Annotated in this window: 26 protein-coding genes and 1 pseudogene; 17 read left to right on the top strand and 10 right to left on the bottom strand. The window is 39.8% G+C overall.

The window, feature by feature from the left end:
* Both L2764_RS19205 and L2764_RS19200 read left to right on the top strand, forming a co-directional pair.
* A pseudogene (locus L2764_RS19205) lies at positions 1-108 on the top strand (IS30-like element ISVsa7 family transposase); the annotation flags it as partial.
* A 79-nt stretch (positions 109-187) separates the two neighbouring features.
* Positions 188-772 (top strand): GNAT family N-acetyltransferase, encoded by a 585-nt coding sequence (locus L2764_RS19200; RefSeq protein ID WP_248941957.1) that lies wholly within the window; start codon positions 188-190, stop codon positions 770-772.
* 90 nt (positions 773-862) lie between these two features.
* Here the strand turns inward: L2764_RS19200 and L2764_RS19195 are convergent, their stop codons facing one another.
* Entirely contained in the window at positions 863-1,264 is a 402-nt protein-coding gene (locus L2764_RS19195; RefSeq protein WP_248941956.1) for a PACE efflux transporter, read from the bottom strand.
* Between the two features lie 85 nt (positions 1,265-1,349).
* On the opposite strand from L2764_RS19195, the gene L2764_RS19190 reads away from it, so the two are divergent.
* Positions 1,350-2,228, top strand: coding sequence for a LysR family transcriptional regulator (locus L2764_RS19190; protein ID WP_248941954.1), 879 nt, complete (start codon positions 1,350-1,352; stop codon positions 2,226-2,228).
* 96 nt (positions 2,229-2,324) lie between these two features.
* Here L2764_RS19190 and L2764_RS19185 read toward each other — a convergent pair whose 3' ends face one another.
* The gene (locus L2764_RS19185) at positions 2,325-2,867 is read right to left on the bottom strand and encodes a DUF4136 domain-containing protein (RefSeq protein ID WP_248941953.1); all 543 of its coding nucleotides are present in this window, start codon (positions 2,865-2,867) and stop codon (positions 2,325-2,327) included.
* 274 nt (positions 2,868-3,141) lie between these two features.
* Between L2764_RS19185 and L2764_RS19180 the strand changes: the two genes are divergently transcribed.
* The 4 genes from L2764_RS19180 to ruvX all read left to right on the top strand — a co-directional run bounded on the left by L2764_RS19180 (position 3,142) and on the right by ruvX (position 5,094).
* The gene (locus L2764_RS19180) at positions 3,142-3,459 is read left to right on the top strand and encodes a hypothetical protein (RefSeq protein WP_248941952.1); all 318 of its coding nucleotides are present in this window, start codon (positions 3,142-3,144) and stop codon (positions 3,457-3,459) included.
* 241 nt (positions 3,460-3,700) lie between these two features.
* Positions 3,701-4,030: a stress response translation initiation inhibitor YciH gene (gene yciH / locus L2764_RS19175; RefSeq protein WP_248941950.1), complete on the top strand. Its 330-nt coding sequence runs from the start codon at positions 3,701-3,703 to the stop codon at positions 4,028-4,030.
* A 49-nt stretch (positions 4,031-4,079) separates the two neighbouring features.
* Entirely contained in the window at positions 4,080-4,640 is a 561-nt protein-coding gene (locus L2764_RS19170; protein WP_248941949.1) for a YqgE/AlgH family protein, read from the top strand.
* 43 nt (positions 4,641-4,683) lie between these two features.
* The gene (gene ruvX, locus L2764_RS19165; RefSeq protein WP_248941947.1) at positions 4,684-5,094 is read left to right on the top strand and encodes a Holliday junction resolvase RuvX; all 411 of its coding nucleotides are present in this window, start codon (positions 4,684-4,686) and stop codon (positions 5,092-5,094) included.
* Positions 5,095-5,148: 54 nt separating this feature from the next.
* Here ruvX and hemH read toward each other — a convergent pair whose 3' ends face one another.
* Positions 5,149-6,153, bottom strand: coding sequence for a ferrochelatase (gene hemH, locus L2764_RS19160; protein ID WP_248941959.1), 1,005 nt, complete (start codon positions 6,151-6,153; stop codon positions 5,149-5,151).
* A gap of 431 nt (positions 6,154-6,584) precedes the next feature.
* On the opposite strand from hemH, the gene L2764_RS19155 reads away from it, so the two are divergent.
* On the top strand, positions 6,585-7,121 hold the full coding sequence (locus L2764_RS19155) for a hypothetical protein (protein WP_248941946.1): 537 nt from the start codon (positions 6,585-6,587) through the stop codon (positions 7,119-7,121).
* A 134-nt stretch (positions 7,122-7,255) separates the two neighbouring features.
* Here L2764_RS19155 and L2764_RS19150 read toward each other — a convergent pair whose 3' ends face one another.
* The 3 genes from L2764_RS19150 to L2764_RS19140 form a co-directional block, all read right to left on the bottom strand.
* Positions 7,256-9,352 (bottom strand): GMC family oxidoreductase, encoded by a 2,097-nt coding sequence (locus L2764_RS19150; RefSeq protein WP_248941945.1) that lies wholly within the window; start codon positions 9,350-9,352, stop codon positions 7,256-7,258.
* 455 nt (positions 9,353-9,807) lie between these two features.
* Positions 9,808-10,932, bottom strand: coding sequence for a PilT/PilU family type 4a pilus ATPase (locus L2764_RS19145; RefSeq protein WP_248941944.1), 1,125 nt, complete (start codon positions 10,930-10,932; stop codon positions 9,808-9,810).
* Positions 10,933-11,023: 91 nt separating this feature from the next.
* On the bottom strand, positions 11,024-12,061 hold the full coding sequence (locus L2764_RS19140; RefSeq protein WP_248941943.1) for a type IV pilus twitching motility protein PilT: 1,038 nt from the start codon (positions 12,059-12,061) through the stop codon (positions 11,024-11,026).
* A 35-nt stretch (positions 12,062-12,096) separates the two neighbouring features.
* Between L2764_RS19140 and L2764_RS19135 the strand changes: the two genes are divergently transcribed.
* From L2764_RS19135 to L2764_RS19105, 7 genes are all read left to right on the top strand, one after another.
* Positions 12,097-12,786, top strand: a complete 690-nt coding sequence (locus L2764_RS19135; protein WP_248941941.1) for a YggS family pyridoxal phosphate-dependent enzyme — start codon at positions 12,097-12,099, stop codon at positions 12,784-12,786.
* Positions 12,787-12,982: 196 nt separating this feature from the next.
* Complete coding sequence (gene proC / locus L2764_RS19130; RefSeq protein WP_248941937.1) at positions 12,983-13,801, top strand: pyrroline-5-carboxylate reductase; 819 nt, start codon at positions 12,983-12,985, stop codon at positions 13,799-13,801.
* Positions 13,802-13,832: 31 nt separating this feature from the next.
* Positions 13,833-14,381, top strand: coding sequence for a YggT family protein (locus L2764_RS19125; protein ID WP_248941936.1), 549 nt, complete (start codon positions 13,833-13,835; stop codon positions 14,379-14,381).
* Between the two features lie 216 nt (positions 14,382-14,597).
* The gene (locus L2764_RS19120) at positions 14,598-15,047 is read left to right on the top strand and encodes a DUF4426 domain-containing protein (protein ID WP_248941935.1); all 450 of its coding nucleotides are present in this window, start codon (positions 14,598-14,600) and stop codon (positions 15,045-15,047) included.
* Between the two features lie 223 nt (positions 15,048-15,270).
* The gene (rdgB, locus tag L2764_RS19115) at positions 15,271-15,870 is read left to right on the top strand and encodes an RdgB/HAM1 family non-canonical purine NTP pyrophosphatase (protein ID WP_248941933.1); all 600 of its coding nucleotides are present in this window, start codon (positions 15,271-15,273) and stop codon (positions 15,868-15,870) included.
* Complete coding sequence (gene hemW, locus L2764_RS19110) at positions 15,870-17,006, top strand: radical SAM family heme chaperone HemW (RefSeq protein ID WP_248941932.1); 1,137 nt, start codon at positions 15,870-15,872, stop codon at positions 17,004-17,006. The genes rdgB and hemW overlap by 1 nt, the downstream gene beginning before the upstream one ends.
* Positions 17,007-17,098: 92 nt before the next feature.
* Positions 17,099-18,958, top strand: coding sequence for a DUF885 domain-containing protein (locus tag L2764_RS19105; RefSeq protein ID WP_248941931.1), 1,860 nt, complete (start codon positions 17,099-17,101; stop codon positions 18,956-18,958).
* Between the two features lie 64 nt (positions 18,959-19,022).
* On the opposite strand, the gene L2764_RS19100 is transcribed toward L2764_RS19105, so the two are convergent.
* From L2764_RS19100 to trmB, 4 genes are all read right to left on the bottom strand, one after another.
* Entirely contained in the window at positions 19,023-19,967 is a 945-nt protein-coding gene (locus L2764_RS19100) for a LysR family transcriptional regulator (RefSeq protein WP_248941930.1), read from the bottom strand.
* Positions 19,968-20,294: 327 nt separating this feature from the next.
* Positions 20,295-21,209: a glutaminase B gene (gene glsB, locus L2764_RS19095; RefSeq protein WP_248941929.1), complete on the bottom strand. Its 915-nt coding sequence runs from the start codon at positions 21,207-21,209 to the stop codon at positions 20,295-20,297.
* Positions 21,209-21,535: a 50S ribosome-binding protein YggL gene (locus tag L2764_RS19090; protein ID WP_248941928.1), complete on the bottom strand. Its 327-nt coding sequence runs from the start codon at positions 21,533-21,535 to the stop codon at positions 21,209-21,211. Before L2764_RS19090 ends, glsB begins: the two co-directional genes overlap by 1 nt.
* Before the next feature lie 26 nt (positions 21,536-21,561).
* Positions 21,562-22,278 (bottom strand): tRNA (guanosine(46)-N7)-methyltransferase TrmB, encoded by a 717-nt coding sequence (trmB, locus tag L2764_RS19085; RefSeq protein ID WP_248941927.1) that lies wholly within the window; start codon positions 22,276-22,278, stop codon positions 21,562-21,564.
* 397 nt (positions 22,279-22,675) lie between these two features.
* On the opposite strand from trmB, the gene mutY reads away from it, so the two are divergent.
* Together mutY and L2764_RS19075 are read left to right on the top strand one after the other, a co-directional pair.
* Positions 22,676-23,740 (top strand): A/G-specific adenine glycosylase, encoded by a 1,065-nt coding sequence (gene mutY, locus L2764_RS19080; protein ID WP_248941926.1) that lies wholly within the window; start codon positions 22,676-22,678, stop codon positions 23,738-23,740.
* A gap of 2 nt (positions 23,741-23,742) precedes the next feature.
* Complete coding sequence (locus L2764_RS19075) at positions 23,743-24,021, top strand: oxidative damage protection protein (RefSeq protein WP_248941925.1); 279 nt, start codon at positions 23,743-23,745, stop codon at positions 24,019-24,021.
* Positions 24,022-24,506 lie beyond the last annotated feature (485 nt).

The raw sequence follows: 24,506 nt of genomic DNA, 5'->3' as shown, positions 1-24,506 counted from the left end.
GCCAATGCTGAATTTTTAATTAACATGAGGCCAAGAAAGGCGTTAAACTTTCTCAGTCCTTATGAGTTTTTAACAGGTAAACGTGTGTCGCTTATTGCTGAGATCTAGGATGATCTTACTCTGTGATTAATTTTAAATACAAAGACTGAAAAAACTATAACCCATTAAATATCATTAAGAGGGTTCAATGCAGCAAAAATCAAATTCAGTAACACACAACTCCAGCATTATAAAAGAACAAAAAACACAGACTCACAATGACATACATCTTGTCAGTCATAACAAAAAGCAGACCATTCAATTAAGACGGATCCAACTCAGCGATGCGCCAACCGTCAAGCAACTGATGACGACTGAAATTTGTCAAACATTGTCGATAGCACCCATCACAACAATCAATCAAGCACATGATTTTATTTTAGGTAAAAATTCAAATCAAAATATACGCTTAGGAATTTCACATCGAAGGTATGGACTGATTGGCGGCATAAGTTACTGCACTCAAAAGAACAATCTTGACCAAACAGTTGTTTTATTTAGTTATTGGTTAGGTCAACAATATCAGCGTCAAGGCTATACCTTTAATGCATTAAGTCAGCTTTTTAAACAACTAGAAAACAAAGGATCCACGCAATTTTTGGCGAAGGTTTACCCATCAAATGTTCCATCACAAAACCTACTCAAAAAACTAGCGTTTCAATACAACGAAATCTCATCGAGCAAAGACCCTTCCGTCTTTGTTCATTTTACTCGAGATATCATTTCCGCTTAGTCTTTTTTATTTGAATAGGTCAACCTAGAACCCCCTTCTTTTTATAGTACCTTACTCAATAATCCTTTAAAAAAACGTAATTTCAAGTCATTAAGCATGTTTTTCTTTAGCAATATCATATAACCAATTGAAAATAATCGCGTAAATAAAAAAGAAGATAAAAAATGCAGCCTCTAGCAAGAAGGCTGAGCCTAAGCTTATCGTTAACACATAAGCTACCACCGGTAAAGTCAATAAAATCAATCCAGTTTCAAAACCACATGAATGGATAATACGAATAAATAAAGTCCGACTCAGCCTGTCATAACCAAATTTCCAATCAAAGATGAGGTTATACACATAATTCCATATAACAGCAAAAAGGCTGAGTCCAGCCATAACTAGAGACATGCTAACACTGCCTTTCTCTGTTAATAAATAAGATGCTGGGATCAATATCATCAAAGCAATACATTCAAATAAGACCGCATGAAAAATTCTACTTTTTATCATCTGAATAACGCTCATTAAATTAGTTGCTCTTATTATCTAACACCGATATGATGATATAAAGTTAGATACCATCACTTTTACTGATATGCCAACAATTGAACAACTGCATGCTTTTCTCACCACGGTTGAAACCGGTTCATTCTCTGCTGCTGCAAGACGACTCGGCAAGGTTCAATCTGCCATCAGTCAGCATATAATGAATATGGAATTAGAGATAAACCATGCATTATTTAGTCGAGAAGGACGTTACCCCATGCTCACCGCTGAAGGACAAGCGTTAATTCCACAGGCTAAAGCGGTTATTGCGCAACACCAAAGGCTAGAGCTTCAAATTCAATCACTTGATTGTGTCGAAAACACCAAAATGACCATTGCCATTGATGAGGGGATCCCCTATACCCGTTTGAGTCACGCTTTGCATCAAATAGAAAACCATTATCCACAATTACATATTGAAATTCTTTGCGCCTCTAGCAAAGACATTATCGAATTGGTGATTAAAAAGCGTGCCAGTACAGGGATCATTTTTAACAATGTGTTATATCCAGAACATGTCGATTTTGAGTCATTAGGATCGGTACTCTTCGATGTTTTTGTCAGCCCAGAACATCCTCTCGCTCAAAGCCTTTCTCCTCATGTCGATATACTAAAGCTCCACAGGCAACTCGTCATAGGATCGAAAAGTGCTCCACATACAAATGCCTTATCGCCTGATGTATGGCGTGCTGATAATTATTACATGTTACTTGAATTGACAAAATCTGGACTAGGATGGAGCTTTCTACCACAACATTTATCGAAAGAAGCTGTCTCAAAAAAACAAATTTGTAAACTCCCCATCGAATTTGAACAGCTTGGCTGGTTAGCAAACGTTGATGTCATTCAGCATAAAAGTGTCAGTGACAATCGATTAAATCGCCAACTGAGGCAATTACTGAGACCATTACTTTCCCATAGAAAGTGAATAAAAAAATGCCTGCCATTTAATGGCAGGCAATTATACCCAAGTCAGTTGAAGGTGCTTGATTCAACTGACTTGGGTAATCTCACTATTTTAATGTTATTTTGGTGGGTAGGCTTTAAACAGCGCCGCAACCGACTTATTCACCGCCTTAGTTCGATCTTGAGGTGACTTTTCCTGACGAATGGTATCTTCCGCCGACCCTCTCCAAATGAGTTGATGTGTTTTATTACTTATCATATCGACGATGAGTGTCCCCACACTATATTCACGAACGGTCGTTTGTCCTCCCGCCATTCCTCCCCATCCGGGGCCGAAATAGGGGTGGTAACCATAATAAGTATTGAAGGTATTCACATTGAATTTCTTATTAACCTTCGTTAAATAATTAATCAATACATCGGCATCATTAGCATTGGTTAGGGTTAGCCCTTTTAATCTTAATTGCTGAGCAATCGCCATACGGACTCTTTGATCCATTAATCCATCAAGATGATAAGCCGTATCCCCCACTTTCCTTTGGACCCAAGCATAGGTCTTTACTTGGTTAAAATCGAAACCTGGATTGTAATCTGAGTTGGTTTTTAATGTGCTACATGCACTGAGAGCGAATAACGCCAACACAACGAATAGCTTCTTCATATAATCTCCATTAACAACTTAAAAAATGATTGGTAATGATTTTTAAACAGTCTTGTTATTACCCTAGGTACATTTAGCATAGATTCAAAATCAGGGGTTTACAAACTGATACTACAATCATTTATGTAAAGAGTCGCAATCTCTATCGATCCCCAACCCAACGGGATCCAGTATCTTAAAATCACTTGAATATAGATAAAAAAATCATTTCTGAATTGACTTATCGATAAAGCTAAATGATAATAATTATCAATTGAAAAATGGAGAACGAAAAATGTACTGGCTAATTTTAGGGTTTGTTATTATAAGTGCCGTTATCGTCCTTCTCCCACAAAACATGTCATTTGAGATGGCTGATGATCCCAAGTTAACTAGCAAGAAAGTGACTCATTACACACTACTCTTATTACCTATACTCGTATTAGCTTGGTTATTAGTCACCTTATTTAATGGCAGTAATACGCATTTTGGTGCCACAGCCATCAGTTTTGTCCTCAGTGCTTGCGCTATCGCCCTGCCTAAATTACATAAATTAATACTTCCCTGCGCCATACTCACGGCTATTTGCTTGCTCGCAGAATCTCTTTTTTAAACAACAAAGAGCCAAGTCCTGCTTAACTGATTACAAATCAAGCCAAAATCCACAGCGAATGGTGACCTCCTACCCCACGCCTTAGATTGGCTTTTATTACATTGCCCTCACTCAATCAGAAGACATGAATTCTGGCTATTCCATTGATGACCAAGAATGTTAAAAATCCATATAGAATCATTCCCGAAGCGGGCTTAAATTTGGTAAACTAGGTGGCAGAACCCTTTGCTCATTTATTTTTATGAAATCAGATCCGAATTCAAGCTTAGTCTATAGCACTGATGGGGGTAGAATTACCTCGACTAAAACAGAAAAAAACATTCCGGAAGGTGACGGCATTGTTCGCATACATAAAGACAGTAAAGGTCGTAAAGGTAAAGGCGTATCCGTCATAAAAGGATTAGACCTCGATGAAAAAGCCCTTAAAACATTAGCCCAAAAACTCAAGAAACAATGTGGCTGTGGCGGCACAGTAAAAGATTTTACTATTGAAGTACAAACAGATAATCGAGACTTACTGAAAAGCTTACTTGAAAAATTAAATTATACAGTCAAATTAGCTGGGGGCTAACTCCCCCCCCCTCATTTGCCAGTAGCTGATTGCTTTTAGGAGCACAAAGATGGACAGCTTACAGAATCACTTTTTAGTTTCAATGCCGTCACTCAAAGATACTTATTTCGAGCGTTCGGTTATTTATCTTTGCGAGCATAACACAAAAGGGGCTATGGGCATTATGATTAACCGCCCCAGTCCTATTCTCCTAGATGAATTACTATTACAAATCAATGTAAAAGATAGCACTGAAAAACAGCATAATGCAGAAACGAAAATTTTATTAGGGGGTCCAGTTACACCTGAAAGAGGCTTTATTTTACATACGACCCAAGAAGGCTGGAAACAAAGTAAAGTGCTCACCAGTGAGCTCATGTTAACGACTTCACAAGATATATTAGCGTCTTTAGGTTCACCTAAAGCGCCCACTGAATTTATCGTCGCATTAGGAGCCTCTGTTTGGGATCGAGGTCAGTTAGAACAAGAGTTATCCGACAACTCTTGGTTAAGTATCCCCGCTCAGCACACGTTATTATTTGATGTGGATTATGACACTCGTTGGCAACATGCCACTCAACCTCTTGGGTTTGATGCATGGCAATTATCCAATCAAATGGGCCATGCTTAGCCCATTATTAGCCAACAAGAATACTTAAGTTAGGAAGCGATAAATGGGCTCAAAAACAGTATTAGGGTTTGATTTTGGTACAAAAAGTATCGGAATAGCCATCGGCCAAGAATTAACAGCAAGTGCACGCCCTTTAGGATCCATAAAAGCCGAAGACGGGATCCCAAGATGGGAACAAATTGGAGCACTAATCCAAGAATGGCAACCTGACTTTATTGTGGTGGGATTACCCTTAAACATGGATGGTACAGAGCAAGAATTGACTAAAAGAGCACGCAAGTTTGGCAATCGTATTCGAGGCCGTTTTGAAATTAATGTCGAATATCAAGATGAAAGATTAACCACAGCAGATGCAAAAGCCAGACTCTTTGAAATGGGCGGCTATAAAGCCCTTAGCAAAGGACAAGTTGATGCGATGTCCGCAGTATTAATCATTGAAAGTTATTTTGAATAATCAATACGGTTAGTGAATAAGACACCAGCCTGCTAGCAGGCTGAATGCATATCATTATAGATAAGGCTTCACGATATTCGCCATCATTTCAATATGTAAATCATCATCATTTAATGCTCTGATATAACGATATTGATCACCCCCAGCCTGTTCAAAAATAAGACGATTCTCTTGTTCTATTTCTTCCAATGTTTCCAAACAATCACTACTAAAAGCCGGACACACAACCGCAATGTCTTTCACTCCCTGTGTGGGTAAAGCGGCCATAGTGGCATCGGTATAAGGTGTTAGCCATTTCGCCTTTCCGAAGCGAGATTGAAACGTCGACATATACTCATCATCACGCAAGCCTAATTCGGCAACCAATAACGTCGTCGTTTGTATGCAGAAACAGTAATAAGGATCCCCCAAATGCAAATTACGCTCCGGCATACCGTGATACGATAAAATCAATTTTTGCGGGCGCCCTTTTAGCTCAAAATCACATTTTATCGATTCAGCTAATGCATGAATAAAATCGGGATGAGTATGATAACCATTAATAAAGTGTAAAGAAGGTACAAAACGCCAGCGGGACAATTCTTTCGATATAGCATCAAAGGCCGAAGCGGTCGTCGGTGCCGCATATTGAGGATACAAAGGCAAAACCACCAGCTTATCGACGCCTTTATTGTGCATATTTTGCAATGTTTCACTCACCGAAGGTGAGCCGTAACGCATGCAAAAATCAACCATCACATCGTCACTCAAATATTCCGTTAATTTGGCGGTCTGTTTTTCCGTAATCGCCAATAATGGCGAGCCAGAGTCCGTCCAAATTTGTTGATATAAGGCAGCAGACTTAGCAGGCCTGACTCTTAAAATAATACCATGCAGAATTAACATCCATAATAGTTTAGGAATTTCCACCACTCTGGGATCGGCTAAAAACTCCGCCAAATAACGTCTGACAGCTGACGCTGTCGGCTGCTCCGGCGTGCCTAAATTCACTAACAACACGCCCGTTTTACCCCGAGACTGATGCCGTTTATCTTTATTCAACCCTAAATATTTAGCCAAACCGGCCTCTAAATGACTCATCACCAATAAGTGCTCTATTAAAACATAAAATAACCATGATGATGATAGTATTTCACTTTATTGAGAAGCCCTCACTTATTTTTTTATTGATTGCTCAGTAATACATCACACACGGTTATCTTCAAAAAATTATCCATTCAAAATAATCAATATTCTGGACTTTATTCAATTTACTGCTAGATCTTTAATGCATAAAGATAAATTAAAACATCGGCAGTGAAAGTGATTGATCAAACGATACATTATTTAAATAAAGTATTAATAATGAGCCTTATTTACTCAGCGATGACACACTCACCTACACCATTGATGGCACGGCAACAAAAGTTAGCAACACTGATAACGGTGACGGTAACCACACTGCCACTTTTAGCTCAACCACCGTCGGTGAGGTCATCATTAGCGCACATGTGGCTGATGACAAAATAGGTCAAGGCACAGTCACCTTTACCGCGACGGGCCCAAGTGCCACTGAGTCAACGTTAACCTTGTCCACCAATGCCGTTTCAAATAGTATTGATAATGGAGACGGCACTTACACCTTTGATCTCACGAGCAGTGTATCAGGAAGTCATTCGGTATCCGTTTCGGTTGATGGTACCACGCTTGGTGATAATGAAATGGTCAACTTTACCAGTGTAGATGTCAGCAAAACAACAATGACACCCGATCCATTAACCATCGTTTATGTTGACCCTGGCACAACTGGAAGTGTTACAGTTTCACTGTTTCAAGCAGATGACTCTCTCGTTGGCCATGGCGGGCATACTATTAGTTTTACAGGCCTTTATTTACCTGTTTTTATCACCTATGATGGCACAGTAGACCATGACAACGGCACCTATACAGCCACTTTCACTTGTCTTGGAATCTATCCTAGTAATGCTGATATTACTGTATCAGTCGACACTATTGAAAGTAATACTTTCCAAATTGATTGTGACTAATTACCAACAATATGGGGCTGTTAACCTCCAGCCCCATCATTTTTTTAAAGCAACAGTGAAAAAAGATAACAAGTAGGTTTATCATTTATGACTAAACTCAATAGTCCTCATATCATGAATATTAACACTGTTCTTTATTGCGGATAGTCACTGATCAAGGTATCCGCCGCTTTCTCGCTTATCATATACACCGCTGACGCAATAAACGTGCCTGGGATCCGTGGAAACACTGAAGCATCTACGACTCTTAAGCCTTGAATCCCCCGAACGCGAAAGCGGCTATCTAACACCGCAAGTGGATCGTTATCAGGTCCTATTCTGGCACTGCCACTGGCATGGTGTCCCCACGATTCATTGCGAACCCAATTCTTAAGTTGCTCATCGGTCTGAATATCGAGTCCGGGCTGAACTTCATTAAAAATGAGCCCATTTTGCACCACTTGGGCATTCATTCTTCTGACTGTTTTAATCCCTTCCACTACCGCGGTTAAATCCAGCTCACTGGCATTTGCCTTTCCGCCTTGCTCTACAGTCTTAGCGTTCCCTTCTTCAAAGTAATTAAACCGAATGTCAGGCTTATCTAAAGGGCTATTTGATGACAGGCGAATTTCACCGCCTCTATTTTCAGTATGGCCTTTTAAAATTAGCCAACTCCACTTATCACCCGCTTGCTCAGCACCACTATAACCATTGTAGTAACCTCTAAAATCAATGGGGCCCGCAAAAATATGTAAATCCACATCAGGGCTAACACTCGATTGACTCAAATAACTAAAAATAAACCCGTTGGTTGAGAAAAAGCCCGTCCCTCTGCCCGTTTCTCGTCTGTCTTGTTTATATTGTGCAAAACAAGGATCCAGTAATGGGGAATTCACATTACAATCTTCATGGACTTTAAATAAGTCTTGCGTCTCATTAATAACGGCCACTTCATATCTATCTTGTAAATTTTGACCCACCCCAGGTAAGTTATGGCGCAATGCCACGCCTTTATCGGCTAAGTGATCACTTTCACCAATACCCGACAACATCAACAATTGCGGCGTATTAAACGTTCCTGCAGATAAAATCACCTCATTATTCACTTGTACTTGCTTTTTAGAGACTATCCAAGGGAGCAGTTGCAGTCGATCCGCGCTGTATACATGGCCTCTATCAATATACTCCACCCCAATAGCCTGTTTACACTCACCCTCGCATACCCATTGATCTAGACTTGTATTAAAAACAGGATCAGCCTTAAAAATCACTTTCGTCACTAGCGCGCCCGTTTTCACCGTTAAAAAAGGCCTGCCTGTATCGGGATTAATCAAACCTTGAGCAATACAATCATGATAAATTTCTTCACTAGTCCGCTCAAATTCTGCATTGACATCTTTAAGGCAAGCAGCACGTAAAATCATTTCACGCGCCCCCTTTCGTTGGCCACGGTTAATCGCGGTGGGTGTTAGCCAAACTCCTTTTCCGTCATTATCTCGAATACTTTGATTGAGGCCAATACCTAAGGCATCAACAGCTGTCGCGCCAGTGGGTAAATTAACCGGTGATTCGCTTTGTATAATAGCCTTAATGATCCCTTCTACTGTCTCACCATGCATGGCAAGTAAGCCTTCTGCTTTAGGTTGATCTTGGGTTAACTCAGCTTCAAAACGATCCGCATATTGCATCATGGCCTCTGGCTGCCAACTGCTATCACCGGTTAGATCTGCAATACCTTGCCAATCACTATTTTTCGCTAATACCGAAATCATCGCATTGTTAGCCGTAGAGCCCCCCAATGAGCTGCCTCTCGGATAAAAAATACCTTTTTTAAAGGGATGAGAACCCGAACATTGGCACTGCTGTTCTTGCATTTCACAGCGCTCTACATCCCCAAAAAAGCTTTCACACATCATTTTGCTGTCATTCATGGCTTGAACGACATCTTGAAAATGATCGACCGAAAAGTTCCAGCTTAAAAAATTATTTTCAGATGCACTGCCATTCGCGACTGGAATATAATAATTAGGCAATAAGCCATCATCAAATCCTGCCTCTAATAACAATACACTGTATCCTGCCTCAGCCAATTTTGCCGCCATTGGTCCACCGCCAGCACCGGAGCCGACGATAACAAAATCATGCTCTTTAGCGTGTAACGGGGATGACATTGCCATTGATAACATCAAACCGGATAGCATCCATAGAAAAACAGAATAAGCCCTTATCATCCACAATACGTGTGGTTTCATATTTTATGTCCTTTTAAGTGATAGTGATTAATATTTAATACTTGAATGTTTTAAATTTAAAACATTTAAAATGGTCATTGCACCTTTATTTTATGGGTTCCAGCGCCATTAATGGGTCAACAAATAGCACAATGGTTTACGACAATAGCATAATCGTCGCCCCGATTGGCATGACTTATTACAGATGCAATATTTTCGATTAAATAAATTAAGAATAGTGGCTATTAATATAATGTGACAGGAAGAGTAAATATTTAAATGTTATAATTAATTTTCAACCCACTATTTATAAAGGAACAATATAAAACACCTTAAATAAAAAAACACTTAAAAGCATAACATTAAGACGTAAGAAGAATTTTTTGGGGGGGGGATACTTAAACGAATGATAAATAAATATACAAACTCATCTTACCTATGTCATCATAATGGACACTATTTAAAACTGAACTTAATTAATCTAAATCTAACGTGACATCATCCAGTGTATTACTCGTCATTATATGACTGTCTTTATCTTTTCCCTTTAATTTAATCATTAAACGTAAATCATTCGCTGAATCGGCATGATGCAGTGCATTTTCATAAGATATTTCATCTTGGTCATATAATAAAAATAAAGCTTGATCAAATGTCTGCATTCCTTGTTCATTGGACTTCGCCATGGTTTCTTTTAAAACATACAATTCATTTCTAGCAATCAAGCTCGACACTCTTGGGGTATTTATCAGTATTTCAATGGCCGCGAATCTGCCTTTACCATCAATACTAGGGACTAATTGCTGAGCAACGATGGCACGTAGATTTAGGGACAAATCGAATAACAATTGCTGGTGTTTATTTTCCGGAACCAAATGCATGATGCGATCTAAGGCTTGATTGGCATTATTAGCATGTAAGGTTGCCATACATAAATGACCAGTTTCAGCAAAAGCAAGGGCAAACTCCATGGTTTCTTGTGTACGGATTTCGCCAATGAGTATGACATCAGGTGCTTGCCTTAGGGCACTTTTTAACGCGGCATCAAAAGATAAACTATCGACTCCAATTTCACGTTGAGTGATCATGCTTTTCCCATGATCATGCACAAATTCAACTGGATCTTCCAAGGTTAAAATGTGCCCACAAGAATGATGATTACGATAATGCACCAATGCAGCCTGGGAAGTAGACTTACCTGTTCCCGTGCCACCCACCATGATGAATAGACCGCGTTTACTCATCACCAATTCCTTTAATATGGAAGGTAGCTTTAACTCATCAACTTCTGGGATTTGGGTTTCGATTCGCCGGACCACACAACCAGCAGCCTCTTTTTGCCAAAAAGCACTTACGCGAAAGCGGCCCACATCAGCCAAACTAAAAGCAAAATTGGCTTCACGATTAAGATGAAATTCTTGTTTTTGATCGACATTCATTAAAGACTCAACAAAAAATAGTGCATCCTCCTTCGATAACATATCTTCCACTAAAGGCTGCAATTCTCCATCTATTTTTGCACTGGGTGAGAAACCTGCCGTGATGAATAAATCCGATGCCTTTCGCTCTACGATCTTGGTTAATAAAGACTCAACATTCATAACTCATACTCCTTTATTTGCCAATGAATTAACAATACACAAAGAATGCAATAAATAACCCCACCACAACAGCAAGAGATAGGATGATTAATTAAAACTTAGCCCCCTTATTCGCACTTTTCTTTTCAGCATCCTCACGCGTAATGACTCCGTGATTAAGCAGATCTTGTAAGCACTGATCTAATGTTTGCATCCCATGAGTCATGCCCGTTTGAATAGCCGAATACATTTGAGGGATTTTATCTTCACGGATCAGGTTGCGAATGGCTGGTGTCGCCATCATGATTTCATGAGCAGCCACTCTGCCACCTTCAATTTTCTTGATCAGTGTTTGAGAAATAACCGCCTGCAAAGATTCAGATAGCATAGTCCGAACCATCGATTTTTCCCCCTCAGGAAAAACATCAACGATTCGGTCTATTGTTTTAGCGGCCGAAGTGGTATGTAAAGTACCAAAAACTAAATGCCCCGTTTCAGCGGCCGTCATCGCTAAACGTATCGTCTCTAAATCCCGCATCTCACCGACTAAAATCACATCAGGATCTTCACGCAAGGCACTGCGAAGCGCGGCATTGAAACTATGCGTATCGCGATGCACTTCTCTTTGATTAATTAAGCAATTCTTGTTTTGATGCACAAATTCGATAGGGTCCTCTATCGTTAAAATATGCTCATGACGCTCCTCATTGATATAATCAACGAGAGCAGCAAGAGTGGTACTTTTCCCCGATCCCGTCGGGCCTGTGACTAACACTAAACCTCTTGAAAAGCAGGCAATCGTTTGAAAAATATCGGGAGCATGTAACTGATCTAAGCTGAGAATATCATTCGGTATGGTGCGAAATACCGCTCCAGCACCACGAGCATGATGAAAAGCATTCACCCTAAAACGCGCAAGCTCTGGCACATCAAAGGAGAAATCAACCTCAAGATCAGTTTCAAATGCCGTCCTTTGCTTGTCGTTCATGATGTCATAAACCAGTTGATGGACGGTTTCATGATCCAATACTGGCAAATTAATCTTTCTGACTTCGCCATCGACGCGTATCATAGGACACACACTCGCAGAAAGATGTAAATCTGAAGCATTGTGCTTCACGCTAAATGCTAATAATTCTGTAATATCCATATGTCACAATATCCATTTAAGTAGAAAACAACAAAATGACCAGCATAAAAAATAAACTTGACCACTCACAAAAAAGGATAGCTCACGCTGCAAAAAATGCGTCACGCAGCGTTAATGAAATAGCCTTACTTGCTGTCAGCAAAACAAAGCCTAGCAGTGATATTATTGAAGCTTATCAGGCTGGTCAGCGTTTATTTGGTGAAAATTATGTACAAGAAGCTGAAACTAAAATTAATGAGCTCAGTAAACAGTACCCTGATATTGAATGGCATTTCATCGGACCATTACAGTCCAATAAAACGAAAACCGTTGCCCACATATTCAATTGGGTTCATACACTAGAAAGAGAAAAAATAGCGACTCGCTTAAGTCAGCAACGTCCAAAGGATCAAGCACCAATCAATGTCTGTATTCAAGTTAATATCAGCGCAGAAGACACTAAATCTGGCGTTTTGCAAAATGAGGTCATCACGCTTGCAAAACACATTGATGGTTTAAACAACATCCAATTACGCGGACTCATGGCTATCCCCTCAGCCAATGTCGGTGAAGCACAAGCCCGCCTTGAGCTATCTCAATTACAAGCGTTATTTATCAAGTTAAAAGTGATTTACCCTCAAGTCGATACGCTATCAGTTGGCATGAGCCAAGATTTAGAATTCGCTGTTGAATATGGCTCAACCATGGTTCGAATTGGCAGCGCCATTTTTGGCGCAAGAAAATAAAACCAGATTGAAAGGCTCTCACAATGAGAAGATAAAAAGTCAATATGTCCACTTTAATTATCTTAAAAAAAATCGATTCTCAATAATGAAATAAAAAATAGTGGTAAAGTGTACCCAATATGAGTAAAAATACCTTACACCCTAGCAGCGTTAAGAAAATAAGTCGCTCAAGAATTCGATAAATAAGAGAAAAAGCATGTCTCAAAAAAATATTTGTTTTATTGGTGCTGGAAACATGACATATGGCATTGTCAGCGGACTGATTAACAGCGGTTATTCGCCCCAATTAATCAGTGTCACCAACCCGAGTCGCCCCAAGCTTGATGCTATGGCCGCTGATTTTGGTATTCATGTTTTTCATGACAACGTTGAAGCGGCTGACCTAGCAGACATTATCGTATTAAGTGTTAAGCCTCAATTTATGCAAGTAGCTTGTGAGCAACTAAGTTCACTGGATCTAAGCCAAAAACTCATTATCACTATCGCAGCGGGGATCAAAGCACAGCGTTATCCCGAATATGTTAAGCAACCCATAAAACTCATTCGAACCATCCCAAATACTCCGACTCAAATCGGTATGGGCTTCACAGGGCTCTTTGCTGAAGAAGGTGTCTCTTATGATCAAAAGAGGACTTGTGAACAGCTCATGACCGCTAGTGGCGAAATACTTTGGTTCGATAAAGAACAAGACCTCAATGACGTCCTTGCGCTTTCAAGTAGTTCACCGGCCTATTTTTTCCTCTTTATGGAAGCCATGGTAGAAAGTGCAGTCAAAAATGGCATTGAAGAGAACAAAGCACGTCAAATGGCACAACAAGCGGCACTTGGCGCCGCACAAATGGTCAAACACCATCCAGAAATGAGTTTAGAACAATTAAGATTAAATGTTACCTCCAAAGGAGGTGTTACAGCGGAAGCTGTCGATACCTTTGAAAAAGGCAACTTAAGAGGGCTAGTTGATGAGGCCATGAGCAATTGTATTGCTCGAGCCGAAGAAATCGCTGAACAATTTTAACTTATCCACTTTACATGAGTTGAGTAACAATATGAATGCAATAGGTTTTTTGGTAAATACTTTATTTGATCTTTATCTAATGGTTGTCTTATTACGTGTTTGGCTACAAGCAGCAAGAGCCGACTTTTATAATCCATTTAGTCAGTTCATCGTCAAGGCAACTCAGCCTATTATTGGTCCGATGCGCCGAGTCATTCCTTCAGTAGGCCGATTAGATACCGCATCCATCATATTAGCGTTAGTGGTTGTCGCCTTAAAATACACCGTATTAAGCTTAATGGTCGGTGCTGCATTAAACATACCAAGCATTTTATTAATCTCTGTCGTCTCTGTAGTGAAAGAAGCCGGAGTATTACTGTTTTGGATGTTAATTTTACGAGCAATTTTAAGCTGGGTGAGTCAAGGGAAAAACCCCATTGAAATGGTCATGGTTCAATTAACGGAGCCTTTACTTTCTCCGATTCGCCGTATCATTCCACCGATGGGAGGTTTAGACCTTTCTCTATTAGTACTGATGGTTATTCTTAACTTCGTCAATATGCTAATGGTACAATATGTCCCTTACTGGGCAAGTGTTTAATACTTCCAGTCTCTAAGCAGCAGAACTTTCTGCTGCTTAATCTTTATCCCCTCAGCCAGCAGAGATAAAATAAGTCAACATACTGAGTCCGCTAAAAATTGAACCATTATTGAGTTCATGATTAACCCCATAACTTTTCTATGCCCAAGTCACTTAGGTTTAGGCTAAAATAAACTTATCAGATTATAAAAACACTGATCTCTAAGGAAAGATATTATGCTTCTCTCACGTTTATCCAACACATTCAAAAGTCTATTTATTGTTAGTTTATTCTTTAGCCCTTTGGTTTCGGCAGAGCAAAAGCTAACTGTCGGTAATTATGATATCCATTATATCGCTTTAGACAGTACTTTCCTCTCACCTAGCATAGCGAAAGCCTATGATTTAAAGCGCAGTCGCTATATAGGGATCATTAATATTTCTGTACTGGATAACAGCGATCCCAAGCATACAGCAGTACCTGTTGAGTTATCAGGTGTTGCCAATAATTTACTAGACAAAAGAAGACCTTTAAAATTTAAAGAAATCAAAGAAGGGGATGCTATCTATTATATCGCCGAAATTCCTTATCGAGACGATCAAGAGATTAACTTCAATATCAACGTAAAATATGGCTCTAAACTGAATACTCAACTCAAATTTAAGCATAAATTCTATGTAGACTAAGACTTTTAGTTGTAAAATAAAATTAACCTTGACCCAAATCAAGGTTAATTTTAAAGGTTAACTCTTCACCCCTATTGTTGTTTTCCCCTCAAGCTCCCGTTATTTTTACTCATCCCCTCCCTCTTATTTCCAACCAATATAATACTATCGTTATCCCTCCTTGTTCGTTATCATTGCGCCTTATTTTTAACGCTATTTTCTCCAACAAGATAAAGGTCTTTCGATGAATCAAATCGTGCTCGCCAGTGGCAATAAAGGAAAACTAAAAGAGTTTTCAGAACTCATGAATGACTATGGCGTTGAAGTGTTACCTCAAAGTCAATTTGAGGTCAGTGAAGTCGCTGAAACCGGAACGACTTTTGTTGAGAATGCCATCATCAAAGCACGCCATGCGGCTAAAATAACAGGACTGGCCGCCATTGCGGATGACTCTGGAATTGAAGTCGATTTTCTCCAAGGGGCTCCGGGCATTTATTCGGCTCGTTATGCCGGTGTTGGCGCTCAAGCCGAAGAAAATGTTGAAAAGTTATTAACGGCTCTCAGTGATAGCACGCAGCGCTGTGCGCGATTTCAATGTGTTCTCGTTTATATGCGTCATGCAGATGATCCCAGCCCTATTATTTGCCAAGCCGCTTGGGAAGGTAGAATCGGTTTTAGTCCTGAAGGTGATCATGGTCACGGTTACGATCCCATTTTTATTCCACTTGAGCATGAGTGCTCGGCAGCACAATTAAACAGTAATGAGAAAAACAAGCTCAGTCACAGAGGCAAAGCCTTGAATTTATTAATTGCTGAAATGAAAAATAAAGGGTTAGCCAACTAATGTTAGTTCTGCCTCCTCTCAGCCTTTATATCCACATTCCTTGGTGCGTTCAAAAATGTCCCTATTGCGATTTTAACTCTCATGGACAACAGAACGTACTACCGCAACAAGACTACGTCGATGCACTATTAAGTGATCTTCGTGCCGACATGCATTACGTTCAAGGACGACAATTAGATACCATTTTTATTGGCGGAGGCACGCCATCATTATTTGATGCTGCCCAAATAGCTCGTTTACTTGAAGGGGTATCAACACTTATCCCTTTTAATAAAGAGATAGAGATCACCATGGAAGCCAATCCCGGTACATTGGAACATGATGATTTTAAAGCCTACCAACAAGCAGGTGTCACTCGCTTATCCATAGGGGTGCAAAGTTTTGCCAAAGAAAAGCTTAATCTTCTGGGTAGGATCCACGGCGAAGAAGAGGCCAAAACTGCAGCACTCAAAGCCGCTCAATCCGGATACAATAGTTTTAATATTGACTTAATGCACGGCCTCCCCAATCAAAGCTTTGATGAGGCCATGTCTGATATTGAAACTGCGGCGAAACTCAATCCCCCTCACCTATCTTGGTACCAATTAACCATTGAGCCCAACACATTATTCCACTCAAAACCACCACAACTGCCAGATGATGAAGCGTTGTGGGAAATCTATGAGCAAGGACATAAAAAATTAGCCGCTTTAGGCTATGAGCAATATGAAATATCCGCCTACGCAAAACCTGGGTTTCAATGTAGGCATAATATTAATTATTGGAAATTTGGCGACTATCTAGGCATTGGCTGCGGCGCTCACGGTAAAATTACTGATATAGAGAAAAACAAGATTTTACGCACTGTAAAAATTAAACACCCTAAAGGTTATTTAGCCGCCGAAGACTACACCTTTGACACCACAGACATTAAAGATGAAGATAGAGCACTAGAATATTTGATGAACCGCCTGCGTCTCATGCACCCTATTCCTAAGCAAGAGTTTGAGCAGCGAACTGGAGTCAAGAGGGAAAGTATTCAAGCAGGCATTGAGCAAGCCATCAATAAAGGCTTATTAACTGACACGCCATCGCAATGGATTTTGACCCCTAAAGGACATATGTTTGTTAATGAATTACTCGCTCAATTCTGTTAAAAAAACATATTGAAATAGTTAGTAACAAATAAAGCTCAACATTAAGCTCGAGCTTTATTATCATAGGCCCATTGAACATAACAAGGCCTATCATGAAGACATCGACTAATTTAAGCATTCTAGCTCTGTCTATTTCGCTTACCTTTGCATCTGCTGGGGTTTCAAGCAAAGAAAATACAATAAATACAAACAACTATCAATCAAATATGCCAGTTAAAAGCATCTTGGCCGAAACTGAAGCTGAAAAAGCCAATGCGCTCTTTGAAGCTATTTTCATGAAAGAGCTAATGGCTGATCCCATGGAGCAAACCCGTTTAGGGATGAAAACCCATTATGGGGAATGGGGAGAAATAGGCGATAAAGCCGATGATGAAGCGTTAAAACGCGCTAATCAACATCTGATCCAACTAAGTAAAATCAATCCTAAATTACTCGATAAACAAACTTTGCTCAGTTTTCAGCTTTTAACCCAAAAGCTGAAACAAAAAATAGCGAATGATAAATGGCGCTATCACAATTACCCCATCAGTCAAATGCGTGGTTCCCATGCGGGTATGGTGTCATTTTTAATTAATCACCATACAATCGATAATATCGATGATGCTAAAGCTTATATTAGCCGTTTAAATGGTATGCCAAAACGCTTAAACCAAGTACAAAGTCAACTTCGAGTAAGAGCACACAAAGGCATTATCGCCCCTAGCTTTATTTTTCCTTATGTCATTTCAGATAGCCAAAATATCATCATAGGAGCCCCCTTTGACGGAGAGAAAGACAGTGTATTATGGGAGGACTTTAATAAGAAAGTTCATGCATTAAAACTACCTCATCGAACAGAACAAGCTTTATTCGCATCGGCTAAAAAAGCATTAACAAACAAAGTTCAACCTGCTTATATTCAATTTATTAGCTATGTCAATCAACTCAGTAAACGCAGTAATCAAGAAGCAGGTGTATGGAAGTTCCCCGATGGAGAAGCATTTTATAAAAATGCGCTCGACCGCACGACGACGACAACCCTAAGCGCAGATGAAATCTATCAAATCGGGCTATCTGAAGTTGAACGCATTCATGATGAAATGCGCGCTATAATGAAAAAAGTGGGCTTTAAAGGGACGCTACAAGAGTTTTTCGTTTATATGCGAGACAGTAAACAATTTTACTACCCTGATACCGAGCAAGGAAAAACGGAGTATTTACAACAAGCCACAGCCCTTATCGATAATATGACCCAAAGACTCGATGAAAGCTTTAAAATCAAACCTAAAGCACCGATGATAGTCAAAAAAGTTGAAGCTTTTAGAGAAAAATCAGCGGGTAAAGCTTTTTATAATCATCCCTCTGCTGACGGCACTCGCCCGGGGATTTACTATGCTAACTTATACAAAATGGAAGCCATGCCTAAATACCAAATGGAAGCGTTAGCTTATCATGAAGGTATTCCAGGCCATCATATGCAGTTAGCCATAGCACAAGAGCTTGAAGGTATTCCGAAATTTAGAAAATTTGGCGGGTATACCGCTTACATTGAAGGTTGGGGACTCTACAGTGAATATTTCCCTAAAGAAATGGGGCTCTACTCCGATCCCTATTCAGACTTTGGGCGATTATCCATGGAACTGTGGCGAGCTTGCCGATTAGTTGTCGACACTGGCATTCACCAAAAGAAATGGACTCGAGAACAAGGGATCCAATACTACGTTAATAACACCCCTAACGCCAAATCTGATGCCATTAAAATGGTTGAACGTCATATCGTTATGCCTTCACAAGCAACAGCTTATAAAATTGGTATGCTAAAAATTCTTGAATTAAGGCATGAAGCACAACAAGCGTTAGGAACACAATTCGATATTCGAGATTTCCACACCTTAATATTATCCAATGGTGCTTTACCTCTGAATAAATTAGAAGATCAAATCGATGATTGGATAAAGCAAACTAAAGGCTAGGGTAAGAACAAGAGAAACAAAAAGGGAACCTCATTCGGGTTCCCTTTAATGACTAAATCAAGCTTTATGGCTTACGTTTGGCATAAAGTTCTTTGTATTTGTCATCCCAATAAGGCGGGCTACTGATATGCTCTTTGATAAACTCAATAAAAGCACTCACTTTAGGCGCTAAATGCTTACGCCTAGGGTACACAGCTTGTAGCGGTAGATGTTGGGTTAACTGCCAATCACATAATAAAGGCACCAGCGTTCCCTTCTCTATTTCATCTTCAAGCAAGTAACTCGCTAAATAAACCACACCTAAACCATTAACCGCAGCAGATTTGAGCGCGGGTGCGTTATCAATGCGGAAATTACCCGAGACACCTATCTCACAGTAATCATCCCCCTGCTTAAATTGCCAAGTACGGTGCTCATGCCACTCCCCTTGATACACCAAACAATTATGATCGACCAACTGCTCAGGCCTTGCTGGCTGACCATGCTTAGCAATATATTCAGGAGATGCCACCAATAAAAATTGGCATTTCATTAATGGACGAGCCACCATGCCTAAAGGCAATTGCTCAGATAAAGTCAATAATAAATCCAATCCTTCACTGACAATATCCACCTTATGATCGAGTAGACTCACTTGTAATTCTAACTCAGGATGCATTGCCATAAATTTTGGAATAGCAGGAATGATGTGCATCGAGCCAAAAGACTGAGAAATTCCCACTTTTAGTAAACCGCGTGTTGCATCATTTAAATTATGAACACTGGCAATCGCTTGATCTGCATCTCTTAATAACTCCTCTCCTTGAGTATATAGCAGCTCACCCGCCTCAGTGAGGCTTAAACTACGAGTGGTACGCTGGATAAGTTGAACCCCAAGCTTATGCTCAAGATCGGCAACCTGAGTACTCACTTTGGATTTAGATATGCCCAATTTTCTAGCCGCAGAACTAAAACTGCCCGCTCGGGCTACGTGGGTAAAAATAGCGATAGGTTCCAACAGTTCTAACATGTAGATTGCCTTAAAGTATTTACAGCACTAAAAATGCATTAATTCTCATGTATACCCAGTTCATGTAGTCATTTTCAAATTGAAACGTAACATCTTAAATCTGTTTCCTGAAAACAAGAATCACTAAGCATGAATAGGCAGTGACAACATTCGTTATTTTAGTATACCAAACTATTTCATTAACACATAAATAAGTGTAAAAACAAACCAATATAACCCGTAATTTGTAAAAGTTTTATGATGTTCAAGTGGGGATAAAGTCAACATAAAGTAATAAAAGAAAGGCATTAAGCCCATCGGTATTAATCACAGCATAATGGAGAAGAACTAAAAAATTGAACGGCCTAATGCTTGGCTCAGAGCTTCAAGTGCTGCCGTTCCTGCGAGTGAATTGCCATTTTTATCTAATTCTGGTGACCAAACACATACTGATAAGTCTCCTGGGATCACCGCAATAATGCCGCCGCCCACACCACTTTTCCCGGGCATTCCCACGCGGTAAGCAAACTCTCCTGCACCGTCATAAAGACCTGATGTCGCAAGTAACGCATTAAGCTGACGAGTTTGTACTCTAGTGACCAATTGCTCACCCGTAAAACTTTTACCACCATTAGCAAGATATAACATAGCCCGAGATAAATCCGCACAACTCATACGTAATGAACAATAATGGAAGTAACTTTGTAATACCGTATCTACATCGTTATTAAAATTACCAAAAGATTTCATCAAATAGGCGATCGCAGCATTTCGAGCACTGTTTTGATATTCTGAGGCTGCGACCTTATTGTCATAACGAATACTAGTGTTATCACAGAGGCTTCGCACCACTTCTAACATTCTATGTTTAGGAGCACCAAGGCGAGACTGCAATAAATCCGCAATCACTAATGCACCAGCATTAATAAAAGGATTACGTGGAAGCCCTCTCTCTAATTCAACTTGTACCAGAGAATTAAAAGATTGACCCGATGGCTCTTTACCCACTCTTGACCAAATTTCATCTTCAGTATAATGACAAAGCGCCATGGTTAAACTAAAGACTTTAGAAATACTTTGAATAGAAAAAGGCTCGAGATAATCCCCAGCCCCAATAGTGGTCCCATCAATCGATGTGACCGCTATGCCCAATTTATTCGCATTAACATTCGCCAATGCGGGTATATAATCAGCTATCTTGCCTTGTCCTAGTAACGGCCGAACAGTATCCATAACCTGTTCTAACAAGGCCAACTCAGGCATTAGCTCCACCAAATATCATAAAGCGCGCTGACTTCAACATTTTTAACCGCTTTGTCAGCCCAAAAAGTCTCAACAGCCGCTCTATCGGCTTCACTACATTTACCAATCATTTGAGTGGCAATAATGCCTTCCCATTCCTTATGTCCCCCACCATGGAACCCCAGCTTTCTCGGCTCAATCACATCATCAACAAATTGATCAACAATACTGTCAATTTGGACCTCAGTAACTGAATCATCAAAAGTCCAATTGATATCAAACCCAAATTCCTGAAACTCATCAATACGTAATTTTTTGCGTAAGCGACGACTACGATTTGCGGCCATATTATGACTCCTTTTTCAAAGTAAATTTAACGGATACGTTCAAACATCAAATCCCACACACCATGCCCTAATCTATGACCTCTGGCCTCAAATTTAGTTAATGGTCTATGTTCTGGTCTTGCAACACAATCACTGGTTGTAGACTGATTTTTATAATCTGGAGCGGCGTTCATCACTACTAGCATATGTTCACTGTAATTTTCCCAATCTGTTGCCAAATGAAAAACACCGCCAATTTTTAATTTACGGCGAATAAGCTCAGCAAATTCAGGCTGTACAATTCTACGCTTATGATGGCGTTTTTTATGCCAAGGATCGGGGAAGAACAACTGCACCCCAGCAAGCGATCCGTCCTGAATACTATTTTCTAATACTTCAATGGCATCGTGATGATAAACACGTAAATTAGTCACTCCAGCTTCAGCAGCACCACCTAAACATGCACCAACACCAGGTTTGTGCACTTCAATACCGATAAAGTTCTTATGAGGCGCAGCTTTTGCCATTTCAACTAATGAAGCCCCCATGCCAAAACCAATTTCAAGTACCGTATCAGCATCTCGACCAAAGACATCTGTTAGCACAATAGGCTCTGGGCTATAACTCAATCCCATCATTGGCCATTGTTGTTCCATCGCTTGAGCTTGGCCTTTAGTTAGCCTTCCCTCACGTAAAACAAAACTTCTTACTTTGCGAAGGTATTTACCTTCTTCATTAAATTCAGCGGTGGTAACATCGCTCATTAGTGTCCTCGGCCTAGATAACAATTAGGTTAAAAAAGGCATTATCCAAAGTTAATCGAACAGTGCAAGAGATATACTCAAATTATTATGGGCGATCCCCCGAATAATCTATCGATAATAGCCTGAACAAGCAGCCGACAATACTACTAATTAGGTATTAAATATATTTTAAAATTCAAGCTTAAATGTAATTTTAACCTTATAATCAGTCCGTTAAGTGAAAGGTCATCCGTTAACAACAAATATCTACCTTAAAAGAAAGCTGAGAAAATCACCATTCATCCTTAAAAAACCAAAAATACATTAACAAAAATAAGCCGACTACCATTGTATTAAAATCATCCACCCATCCAACTTGACTATTGTTAAACCCCTAAGTGAAAGTTACACTGCGCGAATGAAAACAACTCCCCTTTTTTCGCAACGGATCATCGACTGGTATGCTATACATGGTCGAAAACAGCTCCCTTGGCAGTTAAACAAAACCCCCTATAAAGTCTGGATCTCAGAAATTATGCTACAACAAACCCAAGTAGCCACTGTTACCCCCTACTTTAATCAATTCTTGGCTCGCTTTCCCGACGTTTTAACCCTCGCGAATGCACCACAAGATGAAGTATTGCATCTCTGGACTGGTTTAGGCTATTACGCCAGAGCACGCAACTTACATAAAGCGGCTCAAAAAATCAGAGACGATTTCAACGGAGATTTTCCAATACAGTATGTGCAAGTACTCGACTTACCGGGTATTGGCCCCTCTACCGCTGGCGCTATTTTATCTCTGTCTTTGGGTCAACACCATCCTATACTCGATGGTAATGTTAAACGCGTATTAGCTCGTCATGGTACGATTGCGGGTTGGCCCGGTAAAAAACCCGTTGAACAAGCTTTATGGGCGCTCAGTCATCAGTATACTCCAGCAAAAGATGTCCAAAAATACAATCAGGCCATGATGGATATCGGTGCGACCGTTTGTACTCGTTCTAAGCCCAACTGCGCCGCCTGCCCAGTGGCCATTGATTGTCAAGCTCAACTCAGTGGCAGACAATCTGAATTTCCCGGTAAAAAGCCCAAAAAAGCCATACCAGAAAAATCCACATGGTTATTAGTCATGACCCACCAACAGCAAGCGTTATTAGAAAAAAGACCACCAGCAGGTATATGGGGCGGACTCTGGTGCTTTCCCGAATTTAGTACAAAAGAAAAACTCGATGAGTACCTGATACAAGAAGAAATCATCTTTGAAAATGAAACCGAATTACCTGGATTTAGACATACTTTTAGTCATTTCCATTTAGATATTCAGCCCATTTTCATTCAAGTTGCTGCTCAAAAAAATCACCAAGTAATGGAACAAAATTCATCACTCTGGTATAACTTACCCAATCCACAAAAAGTTGGTTTAGCCTCAGCTACTGAGCGAGTATTAGCCAGCTTACGTTCTACATTAAATAAGGAATAATCATGGCTCGCACGGTCAGTTGCATTTATTTAAAAAAAGAAGCAGAAGGTCTTGGCTTTCAGCTCTACCCAGGCGATCTAGGCAAACGTATCTTCGATAATGTGAGTAAAGAAGCATGGGCTTTATGGCAAGCAAAGCAAACCATGCTTATCAATGAAAAAAAACTTAACATGATGAATGTCGATGATAGAAAACTACTTGAAGAACAAATGATACGTTTTCTATTTGAAGGAAAAGACGTTGAGATTGACGGTTTTGTACCCGAAGATAAAAAAGATTAACACTCTTAACGTTTATCCAAGTAAAATAATGAGCGCCTAAAAGACGCTCATTATTGCCCACTGACCGTTTAGCTGCCATCCTTCGCCATCCAAAAATCATATCTTTGACCAATCAAAAATCATGTATATTAGCAAGATATAATTAGTTACGGTTTTTAACTAATTTTTTACCCTTAATATGCTTTAGTGAAACCCTTAAAGCCGTTATATTGACTCTACTTAATTAAGTGTTAACTTATTTGAAAGAGGTCAATGATGGTTGTAAAGGTCCATACTCGAATTGAGGATGAGTATTATATCAGTCAATACGACATCAAATTTTTTCATGAGTTTGGTTACCTCGTTCTGCCTCAAGTTATCCACTCTCACGAACTTGATCCTAGGCAGTACTTTCGGACACTCGGCTAAGTGAGTAAAATCACTAACCGAGGTATAATATGATGACAAAGAAAATACGCAAAATACACACAGATGAGTTCAAGAAA

Source organism: Shewanella surugensis (assembly GCF_023284005.1).
Taxonomy (GTDB): domain Bacteria; phylum Pseudomonadota; class Gammaproteobacteria; order Enterobacterales; family Shewanellaceae; genus Shewanella; species Shewanella surugensis.
The sequence above is the reverse complement of the archived record's forward strand: the minus strand, read 5'-3'. Positions and strand labels throughout refer to the sequence as shown.